This window comes from Mesorhizobium sp. M0778 (genome assembly GCF_040320105.1).
In the GTDB taxonomy this organism is placed as follows: domain Bacteria; phylum Pseudomonadota; class Alphaproteobacteria; order Rhizobiales; family Rhizobiaceae; genus Mesorhizobium.
On record NZ_JAMYPA010000001.1, the window covers coordinates 309,735 to 334,240 of the forward strand.

Below are 24,506 nucleotides of genomic sequence, written 5' to 3' on the forward strand. Positions count from 1 at the left end.
TTTCCATTGCTGGCTTAGTCAGCGTCAGCCTGTGGCCTAAGGCCGGCTGCGCCTCATCTGGCGCCGAAAATCGCCGATCCAACCCTGACACTGGTCGCGCCGAAGGCGATCGCCGTTTCGTAGTCGCCGGACATGCCCATCGACAGCTTTCCGACGCCGGCTTCATCTGCGAACTTCTCCAGCAGCGCGAAATGCGGACCGGGATTCTCGTCGGACGGCGGGATGCACATCAGCCCCTCGACCACGAGGCCATGGACATCGCGGCAGCGGGCGACGAAGGCGACCGCCTCGCGCGGCTCGATGCCGGCCTTTTGCGGCTCGGAACCGGTGTTGACCTGGACATACAGCCTTGGTGACCGGCGCTGCCTGGCGATTTCCTTGGCGAGTTCGGCGGCGATCTTTTCACGGTCGACGGTTTCGATGACGTCGAACAATGCCACCGCTTCCTTGGCCTTGTTCGATTGCAACGGCCCGATCAGGTGCAGCTCGATGTCGGGGAAAGCTTCCTTCAGCGCCGGCCACTTGGCTTGCGCCTCCTGGACGCGGTTCTCGCCGAAGACGCGCTGGCCGGCCTCGATAACCGGACGGATATCGGTGGCATCGAAGGTTTTCGAGACCGCAACCAGCGTCACCGCCCCGGCCTCGCGTCCGGCCTCGCGCTCGGCAGTGGCGATCCTTGCCTTGACGGTGAAAAGCTGTTCGACGGCGCTCGCCATGCCTATATCCTGCCTGTGTTTGGCTTTTCGCCGGATCGCCGCAGTTGACGGGTCCGGTAATCCATGGTGAACACCGCGACGACATTTCCTGAGCCGCCCGGGCATTGTCCGGCGGCTCGCGCATGCTTTTAAGTGAAAAACACCCGATGGCAACCGAACGATACAATCCGCGCGCGTCAGAGCTCAAATGGCAGAAGGCCTGGGACGCCAAGAAGCTGTTCGAAGCCGACAACGATGACCCGCGCCCGAAATACTACGTGCTGGAGATGTTCCCCTATCCATCGGGGCGCATCCATATCGGCCATACCCGCAACTATACGATGGGCGACGTGGTGGCGCGCTACAAGCGGGCCAAGGGTTTCAACGTGCTGCACCCGATGGGCTGGGACGCCTTTGGCATGCCAGCCGAAAACGCAGCAATGCAGAACAAGGTCCATCCCAAGGACTGGACCTATCAGAACATCGCTGCCATGCGCGAGCAACTCAAGGTCATGGGCCTGTCGCTCGATTGGGCACGCGAGTTCGCTACCTGCGATGTCGATTATTACCACCGCCAGCAGATGCTGTTCCTCGATTTCGTCGAGAAGGGCCTGGTGACGCGCAAATCCTCCAAGGTCAACTGGGATCCGGAGGACATGACGGTGCTTGCCAACGAGCAGGTCATCGACGGGCGCGGCTGGCGCTCGGGCGCGCTGGTGGAACAGCGCGAGCTGACGCAATGGTTCTTCAAGATCACCGACTATGCGCAGGATCTGCTGGATTCGCTCGACCAGCTCGACGACTGGCCGGAAAAAGTGAAGCTGATGCAGGCGAACTGGATCGGCCGTTCTGAAGGCCTGCTGATCCGCTGGCCGCTGGCCAAGCCAGTCGCCGGCGAGCATGAGCTCGAAGTCTATACGACAAGGCCCGACACCATCTTCGGCGCCTCCTTCATGGCGATTGCGGCCGACCATCCGCTGGCCAAAAAGGCGGCCGAAGACAATCCGGCGCTGGCAAAGTTCATCGACGAGGTCCGCCACATGGGCACGTCGGTGGCGGCCCTGGAGACGGCCGAGAAGAAGGGCTTCGATACCGGCATCCGCGTCGTCCATCCGTTCGACGAGAAGTGGACGCTGCCCGTCTACGTCGCCAATTTCGTGCTGATGGACTACGGCACCGGCGCCGTTTTCGGCTGCCCGTCCGGTGACCAGCGCGACCTCGACTTCGCCAACAAATACGGCCTGCCGGTCATTCCAGTGGTGATGCCGGAAGGCGAGAATCAAGGAAGCTTCCAGATCATCGACGAGGCCTATGTCGGCGACGGCGTGATGATCAATTCGCGCTTCCTCGACGGCATGAAGCCGGATCAGGCATTCGACGAGGTGGCGAAGCTGCTCGAACAGAAGACCATCGGCAACCGGCCGATGGCCGAGCGCAAGGTGAATTTCCGCCTGCGCGACTGGGGCATTTCGCGCCAGCGCTATTGGGGCTGCCCGATCCCGATGATCCATTGCGAGGATTGCGGCGTTGTGCCGGTGCCGAAAGCCGACCTGCCGGTCAGGCTGCCTGACGATATCGAGTTCGACCGGCCGGGCAATCCGCTCGACCGTCATTCGACATGGCGGCACGTCAAATGCCCGCGTTGCGGCAAGGATGCGCGGCGCGAAACCGACACGATGGACACGTTCGTCGATTCGTCGTGGTATTTCGCGCGCTTCACCGCGCCCTGGGCCAACGATCCGACCGATCCCAAGGCCGCGACTGAATGGCTGCCGGTCGACCAGTATATTGGCGGCATCGAGCACGCCATTTTGCACCTGCTCTATTCGCGCTTCTTCACCCGCGCCATGCGCGAGACCGGCCATGTCGATCTCGCCGAGCCGTTCAGGGGCCTGTTCACGCAAGGCATGGTGGTGCACGAGACGTATCGGGTTGGCGGCGCCTCGAACGGCCGCTGGCTTGCGCCCAGCGAGGTCAGGCTGGAGGACGCCGACGGCAAGCGCCGCGCCTTCGAAATCGCCACTGGCGAAGAGGCGGTGATCGGTCCGCTCGAAAAAATGTCGAAGTCGAAGAAGAATACCGTTAGCCCGGAAGAGATCACCGACGGCTACGGCGCCGATACGGCGCGCTGGTTCATGCTGTCGGACTCGCCGCCCGAACGCGATGTCGAATGGACCGACGAGGGTGCGGCCGGCGCGCATCGCTTCATCCAGCGCATCTGGCGGCTGGTGTTGACGGCTGCCGATTCGCTCGCCGGAGTTCGGCCAGAGGCGGCGAAGGACGGCGAGGCCGGAACAGTGTCCAAGGCCGCGCACAAGATCCTCAAGTCTGTCGGCGAGGATATTGAAAAGCTCGCCTTCAACCGTGCCATCGCCCGTATCTATGAGCTCGCCAATGCCTTGACCGTACCGCTCAACGAGGCAGCCGAAGGCAAGGCCGGTCCGGCGCTCCAAGCGGCCTGCCGTGAAGCCGTCGAGATCCTGGTGCACCTGATCGCGCCGGTCATGCCGCATCTGGCCGAGGAGTGCTGGCAGACGCTCGGCGGCACCGACCTTGTCGCCGAACGGCCCTGGCCGGACTACGATCCCTCGCTTGTCGTCGACGCCGAGATCGTGCTGCCGGTCCAGGTCAACGGCAAGAAGCGCGGCGATTTGACAATTGCCCGCGACGCGGACCAAGGTGCGGTCGAAAAAGCGGTTCTGGCTCTCGACTTCGTGCAGAAAGCGCTCGAAGGTAAGGCACCGCGCAAGGTGATCATCGTGCCGCAGAGGATCGTCAATGTTGTTGCCTGATCCGAAAAAAGCGGAGCTGACGCCGCGCCGTATCATGCTCTACGGGCTGCTCGCTTCGGTGGCGCTGGTTTCCGCCTGCACGGTGCGGCCGCTCTATTCAAGCGCGCCGCTGATCGCCGGCTCTCAGGTCGGCGCTGCTGCCGAACTGGCATCGATCTCGGTCAAGCCGGTCAAGACCCGCTACGCCCAGCAGGTCCGCAACAATCTGATCTTCGCGCTCGGCCAGGGCGCCGGCGAGCCTGCTTCGCCGGTCTATTCGCTTGATCTCGGCGTCTCCGAACTCGTCGAATCGGCGGCAATCGAGCAGGTCACGACCGACGAGGACGAGCCGACCGCCGGCACAGTGACGCTGACCGCCAACTATGTGCTGAGCGATGCCAAGACCGGCACGGTCATAGCGAGGGGCAAGCGCTCTATCCCGTCCTCATACGATAGGCCGCGCCAGGAATTCGCGTCGTATCGGGCGCAGATCGACGCCGAGAACCGCGCGGCGCGCGAACTGGCGGATGTGCTGCGGCTGTCGATCGCCCAAGATCTGATCAAGCACGGCAAGCCGGCGGCAAGCTAGGTCTCTCCATCCTGGATTGAAGCGCTCCGTCTGTGGCGGATTGCGCTGTCAGCAAGAGGCCGATTGCTCGGCCTTTTTTGTTCGACGTAGGATATTTCGCTTCAGCCGATCTTCTGGCCGGTCTTTGCCCAGTCGGCGAGAAACTGCTCCAGGCCCTTGTCGGTCAGCGGGTGCTTGACCAGCGCCTTGAGCGTCGCCGGCGGGGCGGTGATGACGTCGGCGCCGATCAGTGCCGCCTGTTTGACATGGTTCACCGTGCGCACAGAAGCGGTCAGGATTTCGGTCTGGAAATCATAATTGTCGTAGATGGTGCGGATATCGGCAATCAGTTCCATGCCGTCCCAACCGCTGTCGTCGATGCGGCCGACGAAGGGCGAGATGAAGGAGGCGCCGGCCTTGGCGGCGAGCAGCGCCTGGGTGGCCGAGAAGCACAGCGTGACGTTGACCATGCGGCCGTCCGACCGGATGTCCTTGCAGGCTCTCAGGCCGTCGAGCGTCAGCGGCACCTTGATGCAGACATTGTCGGCGATCCTGGCCAGGATCATGGCCTCCGTCATCATATCCTTGTACTCGGTGGCAACGACTTCGGCTGAGACCGGTCCCTTGACGATCTCGCAGATCTCTCTGGTGACGTCGGCGATCTTGCCGCCCGATTTCAGGATCAGCGACGGATTGGTGGTTACGCCGTCGAGCAGCCCCAAATCGTTCAGCTCACGGATTTCCTTGACATCGGCGGTGTCGACAAAAAATTTCATGGCGGTCTCCTGAAGATTTTTCATGTGCAGGTCATGCACATTCGGGGTCGGACTTTGATCTAGACCAAAGTCGGGGCAAGGTCACGCCTCATGATCGAAGATTCGCCCTTTGTCGCGGCCGCACCGGTGCTGGTCCCAATGCCTGCTGAGCGCCCCTACACCTATGCTGTGCCGGCTGGCATGCGCGTGGTGCCGGGCTCGATCGTGCGCGTTCCGCTTGGGCCCCGCCAGGTCGCCGGCATCGTCTGGGACGGCGCCGTCGAAAAGGTCGACGCGAAGAAATTGCGGCCGATCGAGCAGGTTTTCGACTGCCCGCCGATCGACCGCGCGATGCGGCGTTTTGTCGATTGGGTGGCGCAGTACACGCTGTCGCCGCCCGGCATGGTGGCGCGCATGCTGCTCAGGGCGCCGGAGGCGTTCGATCCGGAGCCGTGGATCGAAGGGCTGCAGCGCACCTTCGCCAAGCCCGACCGGATGACGGAGGCGAGGACGCGCGTGCTGGAAACGGCCGAAGGTGGGCTCGCCTGGACGCGGTCGGGCCTGGCGCATGCGGCAGGCGTGTCGTCGACGGTGGTGGACGGGCTGAGGGCGCAGGGGGTATTCGAGACGGTGATGATCCCGCCGCGGCCGGTGGTCGCAGCACCCGATCCCGGCTACGCCGTGCCGGCACTGATGCCCGACCAGAGCGATGCCGCCGAGATGCTGCGCGCCAATGTCGCGGCCGGCATATTCGGCGTCACTCTGCTTGACGGTGTAACCGGATCCGGCAAGACGGAGGTCTATTTCGAGGCGGTTGCGGCCGCGCTCGATCGCGGCACGCAAGTGTTGATCCTGCTGCCGGAAATCGCGCTGACCCACGCCTTCCTCGAGCGCTTTCAGGAGCGGTTCGGCGCCAAGCCGGCTGAGTGGCACTCGGACCTGCCGCCAAGAATGCGCGAAAAGGTCTGGCGGCAGGTGGCGGAAGGCGGCGTGCGGGTGGTCGCAGGCGCGCGCTCGGCGCTGTTCCTGCCGTTCAGGGAGCTTGGGCTGATCGTCGTCGACGAAGAGCACGACCCCGCCTACAAGCAGGAGGATCGCGTCTTTTACAACGCGCGCGACATGGCCGTGGTGCGCGGCCATATCGGCGGGTTTCCGGTCGTGCTCGCCTCGGCGACACCGTCGGTCGAAAGCCGGGTCAATGCCAGCCAGGGCCGCTACAGCAGGGCGGTGCTTTCGGCGCGCTTTGCCGAGGCGGCACTTCCCGATCTCAAGACGATCGACATGCGCCGTGCGCCGCCTGCACGCGGCGGCTTCCTGTCGCCTGTACTGCTCGGCCATATACGGCAGACGCTGGAAAGAAAGGAACAGTCGCTGCTGTTTCTCAACCGGCGCGGCTATGCGCCGCTGACGCTCTGCCGGGTCTGTGGCCACCGCTTCGGCTGTCCGGTCTGCTCGGCCTGGCTGGTCGAGCACCGCTTTCGCGGTCAGCTCGTCTGCCACCATTGCGGGCACAATGAACGCCGGCCCGAGGCCTGCCCGGAATGTGGCACGCTCGATCATCTGGTCGCCTGCGGGCCGGGCGTAGAGCGCATCGCCGAGGAGGTCGTCGCGCATTTCCCTGATGCCCGCACCATCGTACTGTCGTCCGACCTGATGGGCGGCGTGCGGCGGCTGCGGCTCGAGCTCGAAGCCATAGCCAATGGCGAGGCCGACATCGTCATCGGCACGCAACTCGTCGCCAAGGGCCACAATTTCCCCAACATGACGCTCGTCGGTGTCGTCGATGCCGATCTCGGCCTGGCCAATGGCGACCCACGCGCCGCCGAGCGCACCTTCCAACTGCTCAGCCAGGTGACCGGCCGCGCCGGCCGCACCGGCAAGAAGAGCCTTGGCCTGCTGCAGACCTTCCAACCCGACCACCCGGTGATGCGGGCGATCGTCTCCGGCGATGCCGAGGCCTTCTACGAGCGCGAGATCGCCGAACGCGAGCGGGCGGGGCTGCCGCCCTTCGGCCGGCTCGCCGGCGTCATCGTCAGCGCGGCGACCCGGGCGGAAGCCGAAGGGCACGCCCGCGGCCTGCGCCGTGCCGCGCCGCAAGCCATCGACCTGTTCGTCCTCGGTCCGGCCGAGGCGCCGCTGTCATTGATCGGCGGCCGCCATCGCTTTCGCCTACTGATCCAGGGCGAGCGGCGCGCCGACATGCAAGGGTTCATCCGCACCATGCTGGCCGAGGGACCGAAGATAAGGGCCTCGGTGCGGGTCCAGGTCGATATCGACCCGCAAAGCTTTTTGTAAGGTGTCGATTACCCTTTCGAGACGCGTTCGGTGAATGGGTTCAGGTAAGGCACGTCGAGAATCGCAAAATGCCGGGTGTTGGCCGTCAAAACTGACAGGCCGTGCAAACGGGCGGTAGCTGCGATCAGAACGTCCGCCAGTCCCGGATTGGCGCCTCTGGCGATAGTGGCGTCTTCCAGTTTTCCGGCTTCTCGCGCGATTGCTAAATCGATGGGAAGGATGCGCTGGTTGAACTCTAGAAGCAACCTTTCGAACCACTCATTGATGCGCTCCGCCTTCATATGCCCGCCCGCCCGCTTCAGTTTCGCGATTCCTCGTTCCACCTCCAAGATGACGATCGACGAGAGCTGCCAAGAGCCGCGTTCTCCTTGTACAGCAACCCAGTTCTGCACGTGTGACGGAAGCAGAGGCCTACCAGGTGCAAATGCCGAGAGAAAAGACGTATCAAGCAGATAGCCGGTCAAAACTCCACTTCCCGCGACGGCGATTCGTTTCGCTCAAGCTCGATGCCGCCTGGATACCGAAGCAGGAAATCCACGAAGTCTTTTTGGCTGTTCTGCGGATAAAGTTTCCGTCCCTCACCGATTGGCACCACCATGACTGCGGGCTTGCCGTGCTTGGTGATAACCGTGGGCTCACCGTTCTCAGCGGCCTCCACGAGCGCGGAAAGGCTGGCCTTTGCCTCTCGCAGTTGCATCGTCTTCATGCGCGGAACCCCTTGTGGTCTCATGTAGTCACAATATAGGAATTGTGCAGAAAAAAACAGCCCATTGTTTAACGTCCTGTTAGCCCGGTCGAGACAACGGTCGCGCTCGCGTTGAGCTGACGCGCCCTGCAAATTGCCGACGGCCCATCTGGCGCATGTCAGTTGCTTCGCTAGAATGCCCGAAATTTTGAATATCCATTTACGAGGGGACAAGGATGGAATTTGCGTTTCCATGGCCGATGAGCCAGGGCGAGTGGCTGGCATGGTCGAGCGCGGTCGCGACTCTATTGCTCGGCCTGTTGCTATTCCTGGCTCCACAGCTGGCGTTCCGCATCCTGCGGCTGCAGGTCAGACCGGAGAAGGCAGCGGCGATCGCCGAGGGGCGCGGCCGGATGTCGGGCTTCTATCTCGGCGTCAGCCTGTGCTGCATCCTCTTGGCGCAGCCGCTGCTCTACATGGCGCTCGGCTTCTCCTGGCTATTCACCGCCTTCGGCCGGCTGCTGTCGATGATGTCGGACGGCGCCAATACGCCGTTCAACTGGGCATCCATCGTCGTCGAGCTGGTGCTGGCGGCGCTGCCGCTTGCGTTCGCCTTCGGCTTTTTGCCTTGAATCACAGAGCAATCCGGGGTTGGTTGCTGAACTCGGCGAGCGGATGCGACAATAGTGCCTGAAAACCATGCCGGACGACGCATTGCGGTCTGAAAATGCCTGTGCTAGACGGCAATCGACTTTCGACCGGGGATAGCGGAAGCCGCGCCTCCGTGCTTGGAAAAATGCAGTAAGGTCAAAGATTTAGCCAGAGTTTTTGCTCGCGCCAACAATCTGCGGCCTGTCAGACAAGAGAAAAGACGGTCCGTGGCCCAATCGTCATCGCCAATCTCAGGTGTCGCAGAACGCTATGCGGGTTCGCTGTTCGAACTCGCGCTGCAGGCCAATTCGGTGGCCAGCGTCGAGACCGACCTCAACAGTTTCGAAGCGATGCTCGAAGGCAGCGCTGACCTTTCGCGGCTGATCAGGAGCCCGGTTTTCTCCAGCGAAGACCAGGCCAAGGCGATCGCCGCGATCGCCGACAGAGCGGGGATCACGGGCCTCACTGGCAATTTCCTGCGCGTCGTTGCCCAGAACCGCCGGCTTTTCGCCGTGCCAGGAATGATCAAGGCGTTCCGCCAGATCGCCGCCGAACACCGCGGCGAGACCGCCGCCGAGGTCACCTCGGCGCATGCGCTGACGCCTGCCCAGGAAACCGAGCTGAAAGCGGCGCTGAAAAGCGTCGCCGGCAAGGATGTGGCGATCACCGTCACCGTCGATCCGTCGCTGCTCGGCGGGCTGGTGGTCAGGATCGGCTCGCGCCAGATCGATACGTCGCTCAAAACCAAACTCAATTCGCTCAAGCTTGCACTGAAAGAGGTCGGCTGATGGACATCCGCGCCGCGGAAATTTCCGCAATTCTGAAAGACCAGATCAAGAATTTCGGCAAGGAGGCCGAGGTCTCCGAAGTCGGCCAGGTGCTGTCCGTCGGTGACGGCATCGCCCGCGTCTATGGCCTCGACAATGTCCAGGCCGGCGAGATGGTCGAGTTCCCCGGCGGCATCCGCGGCATGGCCCTCAACCTCGAAGCCGACAATGTCGGCGTCGTTATCTTCGGCGCCGACCGTGACATCAAGGAAGGCGATACCGTCAAGCGCACCGGCGCCATCGTCGACGCGCCTGTCGGCATGGGCCTGCTCGGCCGCGTCGTCGATGCGCTCGGCAACCCGATCGACGGCAAGGGCCCGATCCAGGCCACCGAACGCAAGCGCGTCGACGTCAAGGCGCCCGGCATCATCCCGCGCAAATCGGTGAACGAGCCGATGTCGACCGGCCTCAAGGCCATCGACGCGCTGATCCCGGTCGGCCGCGGCCAGCGCGAGCTGGTCATCGGCGACCGCCAGACCGGCAAGACCGCGATCATCCTCGACACCATGCTCAACCAGAAATCGGTGCACGACAACGGCCCGGAGAAGGAAAAGCTGTACTGCGTCTATGTCGCCGTCGGCCAGAAGCGCTCGACCGTGGCGCAGTTCGTCAAGGTGCTGGAAGAGCGCGGCGCGCTCGACTATTCGATCATCATCGCTGCGACCGCATCTGATCCGGCGCCGATGCAGTTCCTGGCGCCGTTCACCGCCTGCACCATGGGCGAATATTTCCGCGACAACGGCATGCACGCGCTGATCAGCTATGACGATCTGTCGAAGCAGGCCGTCGCCTATCGCCAGATGTCGCTGCTGCTGCGCCGTCCTCCGGGCCGCGAGGCCTATCCGGGCGACGTTTTCTACCTGCACTCGCGCCTGCTCGAGCGCGCCGCCAAGCTCAACGACGACAATGGCGGCGGGTCGCTGACGGCGCTGCCGATCATCGAGACGCAGGCCAACGACGTGTCGGCCTATATCCCGACCAACGTCATCTCGATCACCGACGGCCAGATCTTCCTGGAAACCAATCTGTTCTTCCAGGGCGTCCGTCCTGCGGTCAATGTCGGTCTGTCGGTGTCGCGCGTCGGCTCTTCGGCGCAGATCAAGGCGATGAAGCAGGTTGCCGGGTCGATCAAGGGCGAGCTCGCGCAGTACCGCGAAATGGCTGCTTTCGCGCAGTTCGGCTCCGATCTCGACGCCGCCACGCAGCGCCTGCTCAATCGCGGCTCGCGCCTGACCGAGCTTTTGAAGCAGCCGCAATTCTCGCCGCTCAAGGTCGAGGAGCAGGTCGCGGTGATCTTCGCCGGCGTCAACGGCTATCTCGACAAGCTGGCGATCAACCAGGTCAGCAAGTTCGAGCAGGGGCTGTTGTCGCACATGCGCTCGGCCGGCAAGGACGTGCTCGACGGCATCCGCAAGGAGAAGGCGCTGTCCGACGATCTGCGCGCCAGGCTGAAGGCAGAGATCGACGCCTTCGCCAAGACCTTTGCTTGAGTGGACCGGACGGGATCAGGTTTGAAGCATGCCTTCGTTAAAAGACCTTCGTAACCGTATCGCCTCGGTCAAGGCGACGCAGAAGATCACCAAGGCGATGCAGATGGTCGCCGCGGCGAAGCTGCGCCGCGCGCAGGAAGCGGCTGAAGCGGCGCGTCCCTATTCGGAGCGCATGGGCGCGGTGCTGGCCAACATCACCCAGGCGATCGGCGGTGGCGGCGATGCCCCGGCGCTGATGACCGGCACCGGCAAGGACGACGTGCATCTGCTTGTCGTCTGCACGGCCGAACGCGGCCTGTGCGGTGGCTTCAATTCGCAGATCGCCCGCTTTGCCCGCGACCACATCCGCAAGCTTCTGGCCGACGGCAAGCAGGTCAAGATCATCTGCGTCGGCAAGAAGGGGTTCGACATATTGCGCCGCGACTACGGGGCGCTGATCATCGAGCGTGTCGATCTGCGCGAGGTCAAGACGCTGGGCTTCGTCAATGCCGATGCCATCGCCAAGAAGGTGATCCATCTGTTCAACGAAGGCGGCTTCGACATCTGCACGCTGTTCTATTCGCAGTTCAAGTCGGTGATCAGCCAGATCCCGACAGCGCAGCAAATTATCCCGGCGGGCGTGGTTTCGGATGCTGCTGAAGCGAAGGATGGTGGCAGCGCTGTCTACGAATACGAGCCGGAGCCGGGCGAAATCCTCTCCGATCTCATCCCGCGCAACATCTCCGTGCAGGTCTTCCGCGCGCTGCTCGAGAATGCGGCCGGCGAGATGGGCGCCAAGATGAGCGCCATGGACAATGCGACGCGCAATGCCGGCGACATGATCAACAAATTGTCGATCACCTACAACCGCCAGCGGCAGGCGCAGATCACCAAGGAATTGATCGAAATCATTTCGGGCGCCGAGGCGCTCTAGGCACGCTCCCAAGGAGGTCATCGACCTCAAGCGTGTGAGAAACAAAGAGACGAAAAGGGTAAAGACGATGGCGAAAGCAGCGACCCCGAAGACGGCAGCCCCTAAGGCCGCCGCACCAGCAAAGGCTCCGGCGGCAGCAAAGGCCGCTCCGGCCAAGAAGGCGGCAGCAATCAAGGCCGCCGCCGTGAATACGCCGGCCGCTACCATCAAGAAAACCGGCTTGGCGGGCAAGGTTCGCCAGGTCATCGGCGCTGTTGTCGACGTGCAGTTCGGCGAACATCTGCCGGCGATCCTGAACGCGATTGAGACGATCAATGTCGGCAATCGCCTGGTGCTCGAAGTGGCCCAGCATCTCGGCGAAAACACCGTACGCTGCATCGCCATGGACTCCACCGAAGGTCTGGTTCGCGGCCAGGACGTCTATGACACCGGCGCGCCGATCACCGTGCCGGTCGGCCCTGGCATGCTCGGTCGCATCATCAACGTCATCGGCGAGCCGGTCGACGAGGCAGGCCCGGTCGACGGCATCGAGATGCGCTCGATCCACCAGCCGGCGCCGACCTATGTCGAGCAGTCGACGGAAGCGCAGATCCTGGTCACCGGCATCAAGGTGCTCGACCTGCTGGCCCCCTATGCCCGCGGCGGCAAGATCGGCCTGTTCGGCGGCGCCGGCGTCGGCAAGACGGTGCTGATCCAGGAACTGATCAACAACGTCGCCAAGGCGCATGGCGGCTTCTCGGTGTTCGCCGGCGTCGGCGAGCGCACCCGCGAAGGCAACGACCTCTATCACGAGTTCATCGAGTCCGGCGTCAACAAGAAGGGCGGCGGCGAAGGCTCCAAGGCCGCGCTCGTCTATGGCCAGATGAACGAGCCGCCGGGCGCGCGCGCGCGCGTCGGCCTGACCGGCCTGACAGTTGCCGAATACTTCCGCGACCAGGGCCAGGACGTGCTGTTCTTCGTCGACAACATCTTCCGCTTCACGCAGGCGGGCTCGGAAGTGTCGGCGCTGCTCGGCCGCATTCCTTCGGCCGTGGGCTACCAGCCGACGCTGGCCACCGACATGGGCGCGCTGCAGGAGCGTATCACCACGACGACCAAGGGTTCGATCACCTCGGTGCAGGCGATCTATGTGCCGGCCGACGATTTGACCGACCCGGCACCGGCGACTTCATTCGCCCACCTCGACGCGACGACCGTGCTCAACCGCGCGATTTCGGAAAAGGGCATCTATCCGGCGGTCGATCCGCTCGATTCGACTTCGCGCATGCTCGACCCGATGGTTGTCGGCGAGGAGCACTACCAGGTCGCGCGCCAGGTGCAGTCGATCCTTCAGCGTTACAAGTCGCTGCAGGACATCATCGCCATCCTGGGCATGGACGAGCTGTCGGAAGAGGACAAGCAGACGGTTGCCCGCGCCCGCAAGATCGAGCGCTTCCTGTCGCAGCCCTTCTTCGTCGCCGAAGTGTTCACCGGCGCGCCGGGCAAGTTGGTCGACCTCGCCGACACCATCAAGGGCTTCAAGGGCCTTTGCAACGGCGATTATGACCACCTGCCGGAGGCCGCCTTCTACATGGTCGGCGGCATCGAGGAAGCGGTCGAGAAGGCACAGCGCCTGGCGGCTGAAGCGGCGTAAGCCAAAGCGAATAGCGAATAGGGAGTAGCGAATAGGGGTCTATGAGCCGGACGAGTTTCTTCACTACTCGCTACTCACTATTCCCTATTCGCTAAATTGATCATGCCTGAAGCTTTCAAGTTCGAACTGGTCTCGCCGGAGCGCCTCTTGGTTTCCGAGCAGGTCGAATCCGTCGTCATCCCAGGCGCCGAGGGCGAAATGACCGTGATGGCGCATCACGCACCGGTCATGACCACGATCAAGCCGGGCGTCGTCACGTTGAAGACCGCTTCCGGCAAGGAAGAACGCTACGTGGTGTTCGGCGGCTTTGCCGACATCGTTCCGGCCGGCTGCACGCTGCTGGCGGAATCGGCTGTGGCCGTCGGCGACATCGACCGCGCCGAGCTTGCCCGCCGCATCCAGGAGGCGAGGGAAGACGCCGCCGACGCCAAGGACGACCAGACCCGCAGCAAGGCCGAGCAGTTCCTTAACCAGCTCACCACGCTTGAAGGCGCCATCCTGCCGGCTTAACGCGAAGGATCAGTTCGGCGTCGAGAAAGCGAGGCTTGCCTCGCTTTTTTATTTGGTGAACAGTCAGGCTGCCTTGGCGTGGGGGGCCGATGACAGAACAAACAGTGCAACAAGAAACAGTCTCGCGATCCAGATGGTCGACGGCCCTGGTGTCGGCCCTTGGCGGCCCGTTTGGCGGATTTCTATGGATTGGCGCTGGCAAACTGGCTGTCATAAGCCTGTTTGTGATCAGTGCTGTCAGCATCGCGCTTTGCTACATCGGAATTCCGGTGGTGCCGGGCATGGATCTTGCGGCGGCGGGCAACTTTTCAGGTATCGGCTTGATGATCCTGTGGGCGACGCTCGTTGTTCCCTTTGCGCATCGGTTCAAGCCGGACAAATGGTATGCGCAAGGGGTGTCGGTGTTCGTGTTGGCGTTTTACGCCTCCATCGTGGCTGCGTTTGTAATCCGCTCGTTGGTGTTCCAATCGTTTTCGATCTCGTCTGGCAGCATGACGCCGACGTTGCGGGAGGGCGACTATCTCTTCGTGTCCAAATCCGCATACGGCTACAGTCGCTACAGCGTGCCCTTCAACGTGCTCTCATTTGACGGGCGCCTATTGGGCGCGGAACCCAAAAGGGGAGATGTGGTGGCATTCAAGTTCCCGCCCGATCCGAGCGTGAACTACATCCAGCGGATCGTCGGCTTTCCGGGCGAAAAGATCCAGATCATCGACGGGATGCTTTACATCAACGAGGTAGCGGTGGGGCTCGAGGATATCGGCTCTTTTTCGTCCGAAGAGTTCCCCGATCCAGTCAAACTTCAACGTGAAACTTTGCCAGAGGGCGTGTCCTACACCGTTCTCAACCTGACAGATTCATCCATCGGGGACAACACGAACTCGTGGATCGTGCCCGCAGGCCACTATTTTGCACTTGGCGACAATCGGGACAATTCCTCCGACAGCCGATTCAGCGTCGGGTTTATTCCCAGTGAAAATCTGGTCGGCAAGGCCGTGCGGCTGTTCTGGAATTCTAAAGGCGTCGACTATTCTTCCCGGCAAGTATTGGATCCGTCAGGCAAATAGCTCACACCGTCAGCGCTTCCACGGTGCGCATGACGCCGCGCAGTTCGGCGAGGCCCTTCAGGCGGCCGATGCAGGAATAGCCGGGGTTCACCTTCTTGCCGATGTCGTCGACAATGGCATGGCCATGGTCCGGACGCATCGGAATCTGCCAGTCCGCCCTGCCTGCCGCCTTGCGCCGCCGCTCCTCGCCAATCAGCGCCGACACGACCGCCACCATGTCGGTGTCGCCGTCGAGGTGCTCGGCTTCGTGGAAGGAGCCGTCGGGCTCCTTGGTGACATTGCGCAGATGGGCGAAATGGATGTTCTCGGCGAAAGCCTTCGCCATTGCCGGCAGATCGTTCTGCGCGCTCGCGCCGTAGGAGCCGGTACACAGTGTCAGTCCGTTAGCCGGCGAAGCGACGGCGTCGAGCAGCGCGCGGGCATCGGCTGCCTTGGAAACGATGCGCGGCAGGCCGAACAACGAAAAAGGCGGATCGTCGGGGTGGATCGCCATCCGGACGCCGGCCTCTTCGGCCACCGGCACGATCTCGCGCAGGAAGGCAAACAGGTTTTCGCGCAGGCCTTCGGTGGAGACGTCCTTGTAGAGGTCGAGGGCGCGGCGGAAGCTTGCCCGATCGAAGATGAATTCGCGCGCCGGCACCCAGCCGATCAGGTTGCGCTCCAGCCTTGCCTTGTCGCTGTCGCTCATCCCTTGCAGCCGCACACGCGCCGCCTCGACACGGGCCGGCGGGTGATCGGCCTCCGCCCCGTTTCGCTCGAGGATGAAGACGTCATAGGCGCAGAGCTCGACGACATCGAAGCGCAGCGCCGTGCCGCCATGCGGCATCGGATAGTCGAGGTCGGTGCGCGTCCAGTCGGTGATCGCCATGAAATTATAGCAGACGGTGTTGATGCCGGCGGCGGCGACGGCGGGGATCGAGGCCTTATAATTGTCGATCAGGGTGCGCCAGTCGCCGCTGCGGGTCTTGATGTCCTCATGGACGACGATGCTCTCGACCACGTCCCAGGTCAGGCCTGCTGCCTCGATCTCTGCCTTGCGCCTGGCAATCTCGTCCGCCGGCCAGGCGCGGCCGTCATTGAGGTGATGCAGCGCGCTGACGATGCCGACGGCGCCGGCCTGACGGACATGGGCAAGCGTCACCGGGTCGTCAGGCCCGAACCAGCGCCAGGTCTGTCTCATGGCTTCTCACTCCCTATGCCAAGCGCCGCGAAAGCAGCGGCAGGCCCGCCCCGCCGCAGGCGCTCGAGATGGGCTGCCGTCAGATCAATGAGTGTCATGCGCTGTGAATGGTCCCTGGCGAAGCCGGCGAGATCGAACATCGCTGTCACAGCTTCATCAGCCGGCCGGCTGCCGAGCGCCGTAAGCCGAGTGTCGATCGGGTCGGTGAAATGAGCTTGCGGCAAGGTCTTGCCGCGCGCCTCGCAAGCGGCGATCCAGGCGGCCACCACCAGCATCAGATGGGCTGGCGGGTCACCGGCACCCAGCCGCTCGACGGCCGAGGCGACGATGCGCTGTGGCAGTTTCTGGCTGCCGTCATTGGCGATCTGCGCCGTGCGATGGGCCAGCGCCGTGTTCGAGTAACGTTCGGCGAGCTGGGCCGTGTAGCCGGCCGTATCGAGCCCGGCGTCCGGCGGCAGCGTCGGGATCGCCTCGGCCCACAAGCCGTCGACGAATTGCCGGATCGCCGGATCGGCAAAGGCGCGGTCGACCGTGTCGTAGCCGCTGAGCAGGCCGAGATAGGCGATTGCCGAATGCGAGCCGTTGAGCAGCCGCAGCTTCATGTCCTCGAACGGCCCGACGTCGCCGACCATGGTGACGCCGAACTTTTCCCAGGCCGGCCTGCCCGCCGGAAAGTCGTCCTCGACCACCCATTGGCAGAACGGCTCGGTCATCACCGGCCAGGCATCCTCGACGCCGAGCTCGACGGCGATACGCGCCCGGTCGGCATCGGTGGTCGCCGGCACGATGCGGTCGACCATGCTCGACGGAAAGGCGACGCCGTCGGCGATGTGTGCGGCGAGCCTGGCATCGCCTGAAGTGGCGAGCCTGGCATCGCGCAGTGCGGCGAATTCGACCAGCAGGCGGTGCAGCGTGGCGCCATTGGCCGGAAGGTTGTCGCAGCAGAGCACGGTGAAAGGCTGGATGCCGGTGGCACGGCGGCGCGACAGCGCCTCCGTCAGGAAACCATGCGCCGTTCGTGGCATTTGCGGGTTAGCCAGATCATGGACGATGTCGGGGTGGGTATTGTCCAGTCCGCCGCCGGCTGCCCTCAGATAGGCCTTTTCGGTGATCGTCAGCGTGACGATACGGGTGAGCGGATCGGTCAGAGCGGCGAGCACCGCAGCCGGATCTTCCGGCGCCACCAGCAGCGACAGGATCGAACCGACGACGCGCAGCTCTTCTTCGACGCTGCTCCTGATCGCCAGTGTGTAGAGGCCATCCTGCGGCGCCAGTGCGTCGCGCGTGTCTGGACTGCGCAAGGACACGCCGACAATGCCCCAGCCTGTCTCTCCAGCCGCCAGACAGTCGTCGACATAGGCCGCCTGGTGGGCGCGGTGGAACGCGCCGACGCCGAGATGGACGATGCCTGGCGCAATAGCGCCGCGGTCGTAGCGGGGAACCGCGACCGAAGCCGGCAGTGCCTTCAGCGTGCTGTTGGAAAGGCGTCTATTGGTCATTGCGCGGCGTGTCTGATCGAGGTTGCTGGGTCACTGTTGGCAGGCGGCGTAACACCCGTTGCCGTCACGCACAATGGGCAATGGCCGACGAAAAGTCATCATACAACAACCCATTTTTTGTATGTTGACATTATTTCTTTCCAACCCTACCGATGTCCGGATTGGGAGGATTTACGTGGCCGCATTGACGGATCCGGACTTGCTGTTTGCCGCCGAGGCGCGCCCGCTTTCGCTGGCCCGCGATCTCTACGCCGCGGTCAAGGACCTGCCGATCGTCAGCCCGCACGGCCACACCGATCCCCGCTGGTATGCGCTCAACGAGGCGTTTCCCGATCCGGCGCAGTTGCTGATCGTACCGGACCACTACATTTTCCGCATGCTGTTCAGCCAGGGCGTTCGGCTTGAGGAGCTTGGCGTGCCGACACTTGACGGTTCGCCGGTGGAAACCGACGGCAGAACGATCTGGCGGCGCTTCGCCGAGCATTATTACCTGTTCCGCGGCACGCCGACCCGGCTGTGGTTCGACCATGTGCTTGCCCATCTGTTCGGCATCGACGAGCCGCTGAATGCCAAGACGGCCGACCGCCACTACGACACGATCGCGACGCTGCTGCAGTGGGAGAATTTTCGCCCGCGAGCGCTGTTCGAGCGCTTCAACATTGAGGTCATCGCGACGACCGAAGGCGCGCTCGACGATCTCAGATGGCACCAGATGATCCGCGACAGCGGCTGGGACGGCCGCGTCGTCACCGCCTATCGGCCGGATGCGATCGTCGATCCCGACTTCGAAGGCTTTTCGGCCAATCTCGACCGGCTTGGCGAGATCACCGGCTGCGACACCGGCAATTGGGCCGGCTATCTCGATGCGCATCGCCAGCGGCGCGCCTTCTTCAAGAGCTTTGGCGCGACTTCCTCCGATCACGGCCATCCGACGGCCGAAACCGCCAATCTCTCGGATGCCGCCGCCGAGGAGCTGTTCAACCGCATCCGCCGGGGCTCGAACGACGAGCGCGAGCGAAAGCTGTTTCGCGCCCAGATGCTGACCGAGATGGCCAAGATGAGCCGTGACGACGGGCTGGTCCTGCAAATCCATCCCGGCTCCTGGCGCAATCATTCGCCGGCTGTCTTTCAGAAGTTCGGCAGGGACAAAGGCTTCGATATCCCGACTCGAACCGATTATGTGACGGCGTTGAAGCCGCTGCTCGACTGTGTCGGGCTGGAGCGCGATCTCACCATCATCCTGTTCACCCTCGACGAGACCAGCTATGCGCGCGAGCTGGCGCCGCTCGCCGGTGTCTACCCGGCATTGAAGCTCGGGCCGGCCTGGTGGTTCCACGACAGCCCCGAAGGCATGCGCCGGTTCCGCGAGATGACCACCGAAACGGCCGGTTTCTACAACACCGTCGGTTTCAACGACGACACCCGCGCCTTTCCATCCATACCGGCCCGCCATGATGTGGCGCGCCGGGTCGATTGCGCATATCTGGCGCGTCTCGTCGCCGAGCATCGGCTCGGCGAGGACGAGGCGCACGAGCTGGCGCAGGAACTTGCCTATACGCTCGCGAAAAAGGCGTACCGGCTCTAACGGCGCTTGCCGCCATCGTTCAAACGGGAGGAAACCAATGCTGCATTTTTCAAGACGGGCGGGAGCTACGCTACTTGCCGCCGCACTGCTGGCCGGAACGGCAAGCGCCCAGACGGTCCTGCGCTCGTCTGACACACACCCGGACGGCTATCCGACGGTCGAGGCGGTCAAATATTTCGGCGAGCTCGTGAAAGAGCGCACGGCCGGCCGCTATGTGGTCGAACTCTATCCTTCCGCGCAACTCGGCGAGGAAAAGGACACGATCGAGCAGGTGCGCACCGGCGTGATCGATCTCAACCGCGTCTCGATGGCGCCGTTCAACGGGCTCATCCCGGAGACCACCGTACCCTCGCTGCCCTACATCTTCCGTTCGGAAGACCATATGCACAAGGTCATGGACGGGGCGATCGGCGACCAGATCGCGGCGGCGTTCGACCAGGTCGGGCTGGTGCTGCTCGCCTTTTACGATGGCGGCTCGCGCTCCTTCTACAATTCGAAGAAGCCGATCAACACTGTAGCCGACATGGCCGGCATGAAGTTCCGCGTCATCCAGTCCGACATCTTCGTCGATATGGTGGCGGCACTCGGCGCCAACGCGACGCCGATGCCGTATGGCGAGGTGTATTCGGCGATCGAGACCGGGGTGATCGACGGTGCGGAGAACAATTTTCCGAGCTACGACACCGCCAAGCACGCGGAAGTCGCCAAATACTATTCTCTCGACGAGCACACGATGGTGCCGGAAGCCTTCGTCATGGCGAAGTCGAGCTGGGACAAGCTGACGCCGGAAGACCAGGCGATCTTCAAAGCGGCCGCCAAGGAGAGCGTCGCCAAGCAGCGCGAGCTGTGGACCGCCAAGGTCAAGGAATCGCGCGCCAAGGTCGAGGCGGCCGGTTCGCAGATCACGACGCCGGATAAGCAGCCCTTCATCGACGCGATGGGCCCGGTCTACGAGAAGCACGTCAAGGACGACAAGCTGAAGGCCATGGTCGAAGCCATCAAGGCCGTGCAGTGATCAAGCGGCGGCGCGGACATCCCGCGCCGCCGTCCTCTTGCGGAGAAAACCGGTGACTTCCAGCCTAAAACCAAGACCGCTCCTGTCCGGCGTCGCGCAAGTGATGTCGCGCGTCAGCACGGCGGCGCTGTCGATCGCCGGCATCGGGCTGGTGCTGATGACCGCCTTCGTCGCCTGGCAAGTGTTCGGCCGCTATGTTCTGAATCGTTCGCCGAGCTGGACCGAGCCGGGCTCGGTGATGCTGATGAGCTGGTTCATTTTCCTCGGCGCTGCCGTCGGCGTGCGCGAGAACTATCATCTCGGCTTCGACGTCCTGCTCTACGTGCTGCCAAAAGGCGGCAAGCGCTGGCTGCGGATGATTTCGGACCTCGTCGCGCTCGCCTTCGGCATCGGCATGATCTGGTATGGCAGCCAGCTGGTCGCATTGACCTGGGGCTCTGTCTTGCCGTCACTCGGCATATCGGGGGGCTGGGACTATGTCCCGCTTGTCGCGGGAGGCGCGCTCATCGTGCTCTTCACGCTGGAGCGCATCGTGCTTCGCCTCTCCGGCGCGCCGATCGACGATGCCCTCGATGAATTGCCGCCGGCCGAAGTCGCAGCCGAACTCGACACCGCCAACGTGAAGGTCTGACGCCATGGAACTGTGGATTCTCTTCGGCGTCTTCACCCTGCTGATGCTTATCGGCACGCCGATCGCTTTCTGCCTCGGCGTCGCAAGCCTGGCCACCGTCCTCTATATGGGCCTGCCGCCGCTGATCGTCTTCCAGCGCCTGAATTCCGGCATGAGCGTCTTTTCGCTGCTGGCCATTCCGTTTTTCATCTACGCCGGCGACTTGATGGTGCGCGGCGGCATCGCCAGCAAGATCGTTGCCTTCGCCGGTTCGCTCGTCGGCCATTTGCGCGGCGGCCTCGGGCAGGTCAACATCGCGACCGCTACACTATTCGGCGGCATTTCGGGCTCCGCGGTGGCGGAGGCAGCCGCGGTGGGCGGCCTGATGATCCCGCAGATGAAGGCGCGTGGATATGGAGCGGACTACGCCGTCAACGTCACGTCGATGGCGGCGCTGATCGCGCTGCTGCTGCCGCCGTCGCACAACATGATCATCTACGCGATCTCGGCAGGCGGAAAGATCTCCATCGCCGATCTGTTCACGGCCGGCATCATCCCGGGCCTGCTGCTGGCCCTGTCACTGATGGTCACCGCTTATTTCGTGGCGCGCTCCCGCGGCTATCCGACCGAGCCGTTTCCGGGCTTCACCGCGGTCGCGCATCTTTTCGCCGTCGCGGTGCCCGGCCTGCTGCTGATCGCGATCATCTTCGGCGGCGTACGATCGGGCGTCTTCACGGCCACCGAGAGTTCCTGTATCGCCGTCATCTATGCGCTGCTCGTGACCGTCTTCGTTTACCGGCAGATGACCTGGGAAGGGTTCGTTCATGCCACCCATGGCGCCGTGCGCACCACGGCCATGGTGCTGCTTATCATCGGCATGGCGGCGGCATTCTCGTGGCTGATGGCCTTCCTGAAAGTACCGGCAGCGCTGATAGCCTCCATGAACGCGATCTCGGACGATCCGCTGGTCGTGCTTCTGCTGCTCAACCTCTTGATGCTGTTCCTCGGCACGTTCATGGACATGGGGCCGACGATCATCATTTGCACGCCGATCTTCCTGCCCGTGGCGCAGGCCTACGGCGTCGATCCGGTGCATTTCGGCGTCATCATGATCCTCAATTTCGGCATCGGGCTGAACACGCCGCCGGTGGGCGCAGTGCAGTTCGTGGCGTGTGCCGTGGGCAAGATATCCGTCTGGGAATCGATGCGCTCGATCTGGCCGTTCTATGGCGCAGGCCTCGTGGTGCTGGCGCTCGTCACTTACATTCCAGCCATTTCGCTATGGCTGCCGAGCGTCTTCAAATAGGGGTGCGACATGGCATCGGACACCGCAGTCGGGCTCCGCGTCGAACGAAGACCGAAGCTTTCGGAAACCGTCGTCGCGGCGATCCGCAAGCAGTTGCAGGCGGGCGAGATCCAGCCCGGGCAAAAGCTGCCGACCGAGGGCCAGTTGACTGAAACCTTCGGGGTCAGCCGCACCGTGATACGCGAGGCGCTGGCCAAGCTCGCCGCGGACGGCCTGGTCGAACCGCGCCAAGGCGCCGGCGTCTTCGTCACCGAGCATATCTCGACAGCGTTCGGTGCTCTGGCAGCAGAGATGGGCAGCAAGGATTCGATCGCCCTCAACGTGCTCGAAGTCAGGTTGGCCATCGAGATCGAATCCGCCGGGCTCGCTGCCCTCCGCCGTAACGCCGCACAGGAAGCGGCGATCCAGGAGGCCTTCTTCGAGTTCGAACGGCTGCTCCTCAACAGCGAGCCGACGGGACCGGCCGACCTCGCCTTCCACCGCGCAATCGCCAGCGCCACCAACAATCCGTTCTATGTCGAGATGCTCGATGTGCTCGGCCGGCGCGCTATCCCTTGCGATGTGACCTCGCCCTGGTCGACCGAATTCGCGCAGTCCGATGCCTACCAGCGCGGCCTGCAGCGCGAACACCTGATGATCCTCAATGCCATCTCGGCAGGCGATGCCGAGGCGGCACGGGAGGCGATGCGCGCGCATCTCGGTGCCAGCCAGCAGCGCTATCGCGAACGCCTGCACGCGCGTCAGGTGTTTTATGCCGACTCGGTCAAGGCCGCGGCAACTGAATAAGCAATTGAGGCAGCTCCATGGGACAGCAATGAATCACACTGACAATCATACGGATTTCACCTCGCGCTTTGCCATCGATCCTGTTTCTGCCGCGGCGATGGGCACGGACGAACTGCGTCACAATTTTCTGATCGAGGACTTGTTCCAGCCAGGCCGTATCGGCCTGACCTACACCCATTACGACCGCATGATCGTCGGCGGTGCCATGCCCGCCGGCGCGCCGCTGCCGCTGCAGGCGATCAAGCCAACCGGGACCAAGAATTTTCTCGACCGCCGCGAGATGATCATCGTCAACATCGCCGGTGCAGGCGTCGTGAAAGCCAGCGGCCAATCCTACGAGCTGCAGGCGCGCGACATGCTCTATCTAGGCATGGGCACCGATGAGGTGTCGTTCGCTGCCACCAATCCGGCTGAGCCGGCTAAGTTCTACCTGCTCAGCGCGCCGGCGCATCAGAGCCATCCCAACCGGCTGATCCGCATCGGCGATGCCAAGCGGCTCGATCTCGGCAGCCAGGCGACCTCCAACGAGCGCTCGATCTTTCAGTTCATCCATGCCGACGGCGTGAAGACCTGTCAGCTGGTCGTCGGCATGACCCAGCTTGCCCCCGGTTCGGTCTGGAACACCATGCCGTGCCATGTGCATGACCGGCGCATGGAGGCCTATCTCTATTTCGACCTGCCGGAGACGGCGCGGGTGTTTCACTTCATGGGCGAACCGGACGAAACGCGTCATCTCGTCGTGCGCAACGAGGAGGCGGTGCTGTCGCCGGGATGGTCGATCCATTCGGGCGCCGGCACCTCGAACTACGCCTTCATCTGGGCGATGGCCGGCGACAATCTCGACTATACCGATGTCGACCTGGTGGCGATGGAGGAGCTCAAGTGAGCGACCTCTCGGCCTTCAGCCTTGCCGGCAAGCGTATCCTCGTCACCGGCGCCAATACCGGCATCGGCCAGGGCATCGCCGTGTCGATCGCGCGTGCCGGCGGCGCGGTCGTCGGCGTCGGTCGCTCGGCGATGGACGAGACGGCGGAGAAGATTGCGGCGGCCGGCGGACGCTTCGAGGCGGTCCGCTGGGACCTTGGCGATGATGCCGCCGCCCAGGCGATGCTTGACCGCGTCTGGGACGATACGGGGCCGCTCGACGGCCTGGTCAACAATGCCGGCATCATCCGGCGTGCCGATGCGGTCGACTTGACCGAAGCCGACTGGGACGACGTCATCGGCGTCAACCTCAAGACGGTGTTCTTCCTCAGCCAGAGTTTTGCCAGGCGCGTGCTTGCCGACCCGGGACGGCGTGGCAAGATCGTCAACATCGCTTCGGTGCTGAGTTTTCAGGGTGGCATCCGCGTCGCCTCCTACACCGCCTCCAAACATGGCGTGCTCGGCATCACCCGACTGCTCGCCTGCGAATGGGCGGCAAAGGGCATCAACGTCAACGGCATTGCGCCAGGCTATATCGAGACCAACAACACCGAGGCGCTGCGTGCCGATCCCGACCGCAGCGCTTCGATCCTGGCGCGCATTCCGGCCGGGCGCTGGGGCGCGCCGGAAGACATCGGCGACGCAGCCGTCTTCCTGCTGGCGCCGGCGTCGAACTATATGCACGGCGCGGTGATGCCGGTGGACGGTGGCTGGCTGGCGCGATGAACAACAAAAGATGAG

Annotated in this window: 23 protein-coding genes; 17 read left to right on the plus strand and 6 right to left on the minus strand. The window is 63.4% G+C overall.

Translation table 11 applies throughout. The features are described 5' to 3' along the window. Nucleotides 1-53: 53 nt before the first annotated feature. A complete protein-coding gene (locus tag NKI22_RS01555; protein ID WP_352814989.1) occupies nt 54-716 on the minus strand; it encodes a YggS family pyridoxal phosphate-dependent enzyme in 663 nt (220 codons plus the stop codon). 146 nt (nt 717-862) lie between these two features. Here NKI22_RS01555 and leuS point away from each other — a divergent pair, with 146 nt between their 5' ends. Then, nucleotides 863-3,487, plus strand: coding sequence for a leucine--tRNA ligase (leuS, locus tag NKI22_RS01560; RefSeq protein ID WP_352814991.1), 2,625 nt, complete (start codon nt 863-865; stop codon nt 3,485-3,487). Then, nucleotides 3,474-4,055, plus strand: coding sequence for an LPS assembly lipoprotein LptE (locus NKI22_RS01565; protein WP_023719713.1), 582 nt, complete (start codon nt 3,474-3,476; stop codon nt 4,053-4,055). Before leuS ends, NKI22_RS01565 begins: the two co-directional genes overlap by 14 nt. Nucleotides 4,056-4,156: 101 nt before the next feature. Here NKI22_RS01565 and fsa read toward each other — a convergent pair whose 3' ends face one another. Next, a complete protein-coding gene (gene fsa / locus NKI22_RS01570) occupies nt 4,157-4,810 on the minus strand; it encodes a fructose-6-phosphate aldolase (protein WP_352958162.1) in 654 nt (217 codons plus the stop codon). Nucleotides 4,811-4,900: 90 nt separating this feature from the next. On the opposite strand from fsa, the gene NKI22_RS01575 reads away from it, so the two are divergent. Next, nucleotides 4,901-7,084, plus strand: coding sequence for a primosomal protein N' (locus NKI22_RS01575; protein WP_352480965.1), 2,184 nt, complete (start codon nt 4,901-4,903; stop codon nt 7,082-7,084). Between the two features lie 8 nt (nt 7,085-7,092). Here NKI22_RS01575 and NKI22_RS01580 read toward each other — a convergent pair whose 3' ends face one another. Both NKI22_RS01580 and NKI22_RS01585 read right to left on the minus strand, forming a co-directional pair. Next, complete coding sequence (locus NKI22_RS01580; protein WP_352640107.1) at nt 7,093-7,548, minus strand: type II toxin-antitoxin system VapC family toxin; 456 nt, start codon at nt 7,546-7,548, stop codon at nt 7,093-7,095. Next, nucleotides 7,545-7,790 carry a type II toxin-antitoxin system Phd/YefM family antitoxin gene (locus NKI22_RS01585; protein ID WP_023719709.1) on the minus strand — a complete coding sequence of 82 codons (246 nt, stop codon included), beginning with the start codon at nt 7,788-7,790 and terminating at the stop codon, nt 7,545-7,547. Before NKI22_RS01585 ends, NKI22_RS01580 begins: the two co-directional genes overlap by 4 nt. 215 nt (nt 7,791-8,005) lie before the next feature. Here NKI22_RS01585 and NKI22_RS01590 point away from each other — a divergent pair, with 215 nt between their 5' ends. The 7 genes from NKI22_RS01590 to lepB all read left to right on the plus strand — a co-directional run bounded on the left by NKI22_RS01590 (nt 8,006) and on the right by lepB (nt 14,860). Next, nucleotides 8,006-8,401 carry an AGROH133_08824 family phage infection protein gene (locus tag NKI22_RS01590; protein ID WP_023719708.1) on the plus strand — a complete coding sequence of 132 codons (396 nt, stop codon included), beginning with the start codon at nt 8,006-8,008 and terminating at the stop codon, nt 8,399-8,401. Nucleotides 8,402-8,647: 246 nt separating this feature from the next. Then, nucleotides 8,648-9,208, plus strand: coding sequence for a F0F1 ATP synthase subunit delta (locus tag NKI22_RS01595; RefSeq protein ID WP_023719707.1), 561 nt, complete (start codon nt 8,648-8,650; stop codon nt 9,206-9,208). Further along, complete coding sequence (atpA, locus tag NKI22_RS01600) at nt 9,208-10,737, plus strand: F0F1 ATP synthase subunit alpha (protein WP_352814993.1); 1,530 nt, start codon at nt 9,208-9,210, stop codon at nt 10,735-10,737. Before NKI22_RS01595 ends, atpA begins: the two co-directional genes overlap by 1 nt. Nucleotides 10,738-10,765: 28 nt before the next feature. Then, nucleotides 10,766-11,650: a F0F1 ATP synthase subunit gamma gene (locus tag NKI22_RS01605; RefSeq protein WP_023719705.1), complete on the plus strand. Its 885-nt coding sequence runs from the start codon at nt 10,766-10,768 to the stop codon at nt 11,648-11,650. Nucleotides 11,651-11,717: 67 nt separating this feature from the next. Next, a complete protein-coding gene (gene atpD / locus NKI22_RS01610; RefSeq protein ID WP_023719704.1) occupies nt 11,718-13,283 on the plus strand; it encodes a F0F1 ATP synthase subunit beta in 1,566 nt (521 codons plus the stop codon). Nucleotides 13,284-13,385: 102 nt separating this feature from the next. Next, the gene (locus tag NKI22_RS01615; protein WP_023719703.1) at nt 13,386-13,793 is read left to right on the plus strand and encodes a F0F1 ATP synthase subunit epsilon; all 408 of its coding nucleotides are present in this window, start codon (nt 13,386-13,388) and stop codon (nt 13,791-13,793) included. Nucleotides 13,794-13,882: 89 nt separating this feature from the next. Further along, nucleotides 13,883-14,860 (plus strand): signal peptidase I, encoded by a 978-nt coding sequence (gene lepB, locus NKI22_RS01620; RefSeq protein WP_502895829.1) that lies wholly within the window; start codon nt 13,883-13,885, stop codon nt 14,858-14,860. Between the two features lies 1 nt (nt 14,861). Here the strand turns inward: lepB and uxuA are convergent, their stop codons facing one another. Together uxuA and NKI22_RS01630 are read right to left on the minus strand one after the other, a co-directional pair. After that, nucleotides 14,862-16,040 (minus strand): mannonate dehydratase, encoded by a 1,179-nt coding sequence (gene uxuA, locus NKI22_RS01625; protein WP_352814995.1) that lies wholly within the window; start codon nt 16,038-16,040, stop codon nt 14,862-14,864. Next, nucleotides 16,037-17,539, minus strand: a complete 1,503-nt coding sequence (locus NKI22_RS01630) for a mannitol dehydrogenase family protein (RefSeq protein ID WP_352814997.1) — start codon at nt 17,537-17,539, stop codon at nt 16,037-16,039. Before NKI22_RS01630 ends, uxuA begins: the two co-directional genes overlap by 4 nt. Before the next feature lie 175 nt (nt 17,540-17,714). Between NKI22_RS01630 and uxaC the strand changes: the two genes are divergently transcribed. From uxaC to kduD, 7 genes are all read left to right on the plus strand, one after another. After that, nucleotides 17,715-19,124: a glucuronate isomerase gene (gene uxaC / locus NKI22_RS01635; RefSeq protein WP_023719699.1), complete on the plus strand. Its 1,410-nt coding sequence runs from the start codon at nt 17,715-17,717 to the stop codon at nt 19,122-19,124. 37 nt (nt 19,125-19,161) lie between these two features. Beyond that, a complete protein-coding gene (locus NKI22_RS01640; RefSeq protein WP_023719698.1) occupies nt 19,162-20,139 on the plus strand; it encodes a TRAP transporter substrate-binding protein in 978 nt (325 codons plus the stop codon). A 103-nt stretch (nt 20,140-20,242) separates the two neighbouring features. Next, nucleotides 20,243-20,770: a TRAP transporter small permease gene (locus NKI22_RS01645; RefSeq protein ID WP_023719697.1), complete on the plus strand. Its 528-nt coding sequence runs from the start codon at nt 20,243-20,245 to the stop codon at nt 20,768-20,770. Nucleotides 20,771-20,774: 4 nt separating this feature from the next. Next, nucleotides 20,775-22,055, plus strand: coding sequence for a TRAP transporter large permease (locus tag NKI22_RS01650; protein ID WP_023719696.1), 1,281 nt, complete (start codon nt 20,775-20,777; stop codon nt 22,053-22,055). A gap of 9 nt (nt 22,056-22,064) precedes the next feature. Beyond that, complete coding sequence (locus NKI22_RS01655; protein WP_352480962.1) at nt 22,065-22,841, plus strand: FadR/GntR family transcriptional regulator; 777 nt, start codon at nt 22,065-22,067, stop codon at nt 22,839-22,841. 28 nt (nt 22,842-22,869) lie between these two features. After that, nucleotides 22,870-23,727, plus strand: a complete 858-nt coding sequence (gene kduI / locus NKI22_RS01660) for a 5-dehydro-4-deoxy-D-glucuronate isomerase (protein ID WP_352814999.1) — start codon at nt 22,870-22,872, stop codon at nt 23,725-23,727. Then, nucleotides 23,724-24,491, plus strand: a complete 768-nt coding sequence (gene kduD, locus NKI22_RS01665; protein WP_352815001.1) for a 2-dehydro-3-deoxy-D-gluconate 5-dehydrogenase KduD — start codon at nt 23,724-23,726, stop codon at nt 24,489-24,491. Before kduI ends, kduD begins: the two co-directional genes overlap by 4 nt. Nucleotides 24,492-24,506 lie beyond the last annotated feature (15 nt).

Excerpts from the sequence above, each read along its gene's own strand:
- atpA (WP_352814993.1), top strand. The coding sequence starts at position 9,208 with ATGGACATCCGCGCCGCGGAAATTTCCGCAATTCTGAAAGACCAGATC.
- NKI22_RS01575 (WP_352480965.1), top strand. The coding sequence starts at position 4,901 with ATGATCGAAGATTCGCCCTTTGTCGCGGCCGCACCGGTGCTGGTCCCA.
- uxuA (WP_352814995.1), bottom strand. The coding sequence starts at position 16,040 with ATGAGACAGACCTGGCGCTGGTTCGGGCCTGACGACCCGGTGACGCTT.
- NKI22_RS01615 (WP_023719703.1), top strand. The coding sequence starts at position 13,386 with ATGCCTGAAGCTTTCAAGTTCGAACTGGTCTCGCCGGAGCGCCTCTTG.
- lepB (WP_502895829.1), top strand. The coding sequence starts at position 13,883 with ATGACAGAACAAACAGTGCAACAAGAAACAGTCTCGCGATCCAGATGG.
- atpD (WP_023719704.1), top strand. The coding sequence starts at position 11,718 with ATGGCGAAAGCAGCGACCCCGAAGACGGCAGCCCCTAAGGCCGCCGCA.
- leuS (WP_352814991.1), top strand. The coding sequence starts at position 863 with ATGGCAACCGAACGATACAATCCGCGCGCGTCAGAGCTCAAATGGCAG.
- NKI22_RS01605 (WP_023719705.1), top strand. The coding sequence starts at position 10,766 with ATGCCTTCGTTAAAAGACCTTCGTAACCGTATCGCCTCGGTCAAGGCG.
- NKI22_RS01630 (WP_352814997.1), bottom strand. The coding sequence starts at position 17,539 with ATGACCAATAGACGCCTTTCCAACAGCACGCTGAAGGCACTGCCGGCT.
- NKI22_RS01655 (WP_352480962.1), top strand. The coding sequence starts at position 22,065 with ATGGCATCGGACACCGCAGTCGGGCTCCGCGTCGAACGAAGACCGAAG.
- NKI22_RS01565 (WP_023719713.1), top strand. The coding sequence starts at position 3,474 with ATGTTGTTGCCTGATCCGAAAAAAGCGGAGCTGACGCCGCGCCGTATC.
- NKI22_RS01555 (WP_352814989.1), bottom strand. The coding sequence starts at position 716 with ATGGCGAGCGCCGTCGAACAGCTTTTCACCGTCAAGGCAAGGATCGCC.
- kduI (WP_352814999.1), top strand. The coding sequence starts at position 22,870 with ATGAATCACACTGACAATCATACGGATTTCACCTCGCGCTTTGCCATC.
- NKI22_RS01590 (WP_023719708.1), top strand. The coding sequence starts at position 8,006 with ATGGAATTTGCGTTTCCATGGCCGATGAGCCAGGGCGAGTGGCTGGCA.
- NKI22_RS01640 (WP_023719698.1), top strand. The coding sequence starts at position 19,162 with ATGCTGCATTTTTCAAGACGGGCGGGAGCTACGCTACTTGCCGCCGCA.
- NKI22_RS01645 (WP_023719697.1), top strand. The coding sequence starts at position 20,243 with ATGTCGCGCGTCAGCACGGCGGCGCTGTCGATCGCCGGCATCGGGCTG.
- NKI22_RS01585 (WP_023719709.1), bottom strand. The coding sequence starts at position 7,790 with ATGAAGACGATGCAACTGCGAGAGGCAAAGGCCAGCCTTTCCGCGCTC.
- NKI22_RS01650 (WP_023719696.1), top strand. The coding sequence starts at position 20,775 with ATGGAACTGTGGATTCTCTTCGGCGTCTTCACCCTGCTGATGCTTATC.
- fsa (WP_352958162.1), bottom strand. The coding sequence starts at position 4,810 with ATGAAATTTTTTGTCGACACCGCCGATGTCAAGGAAATCCGTGAGCTG.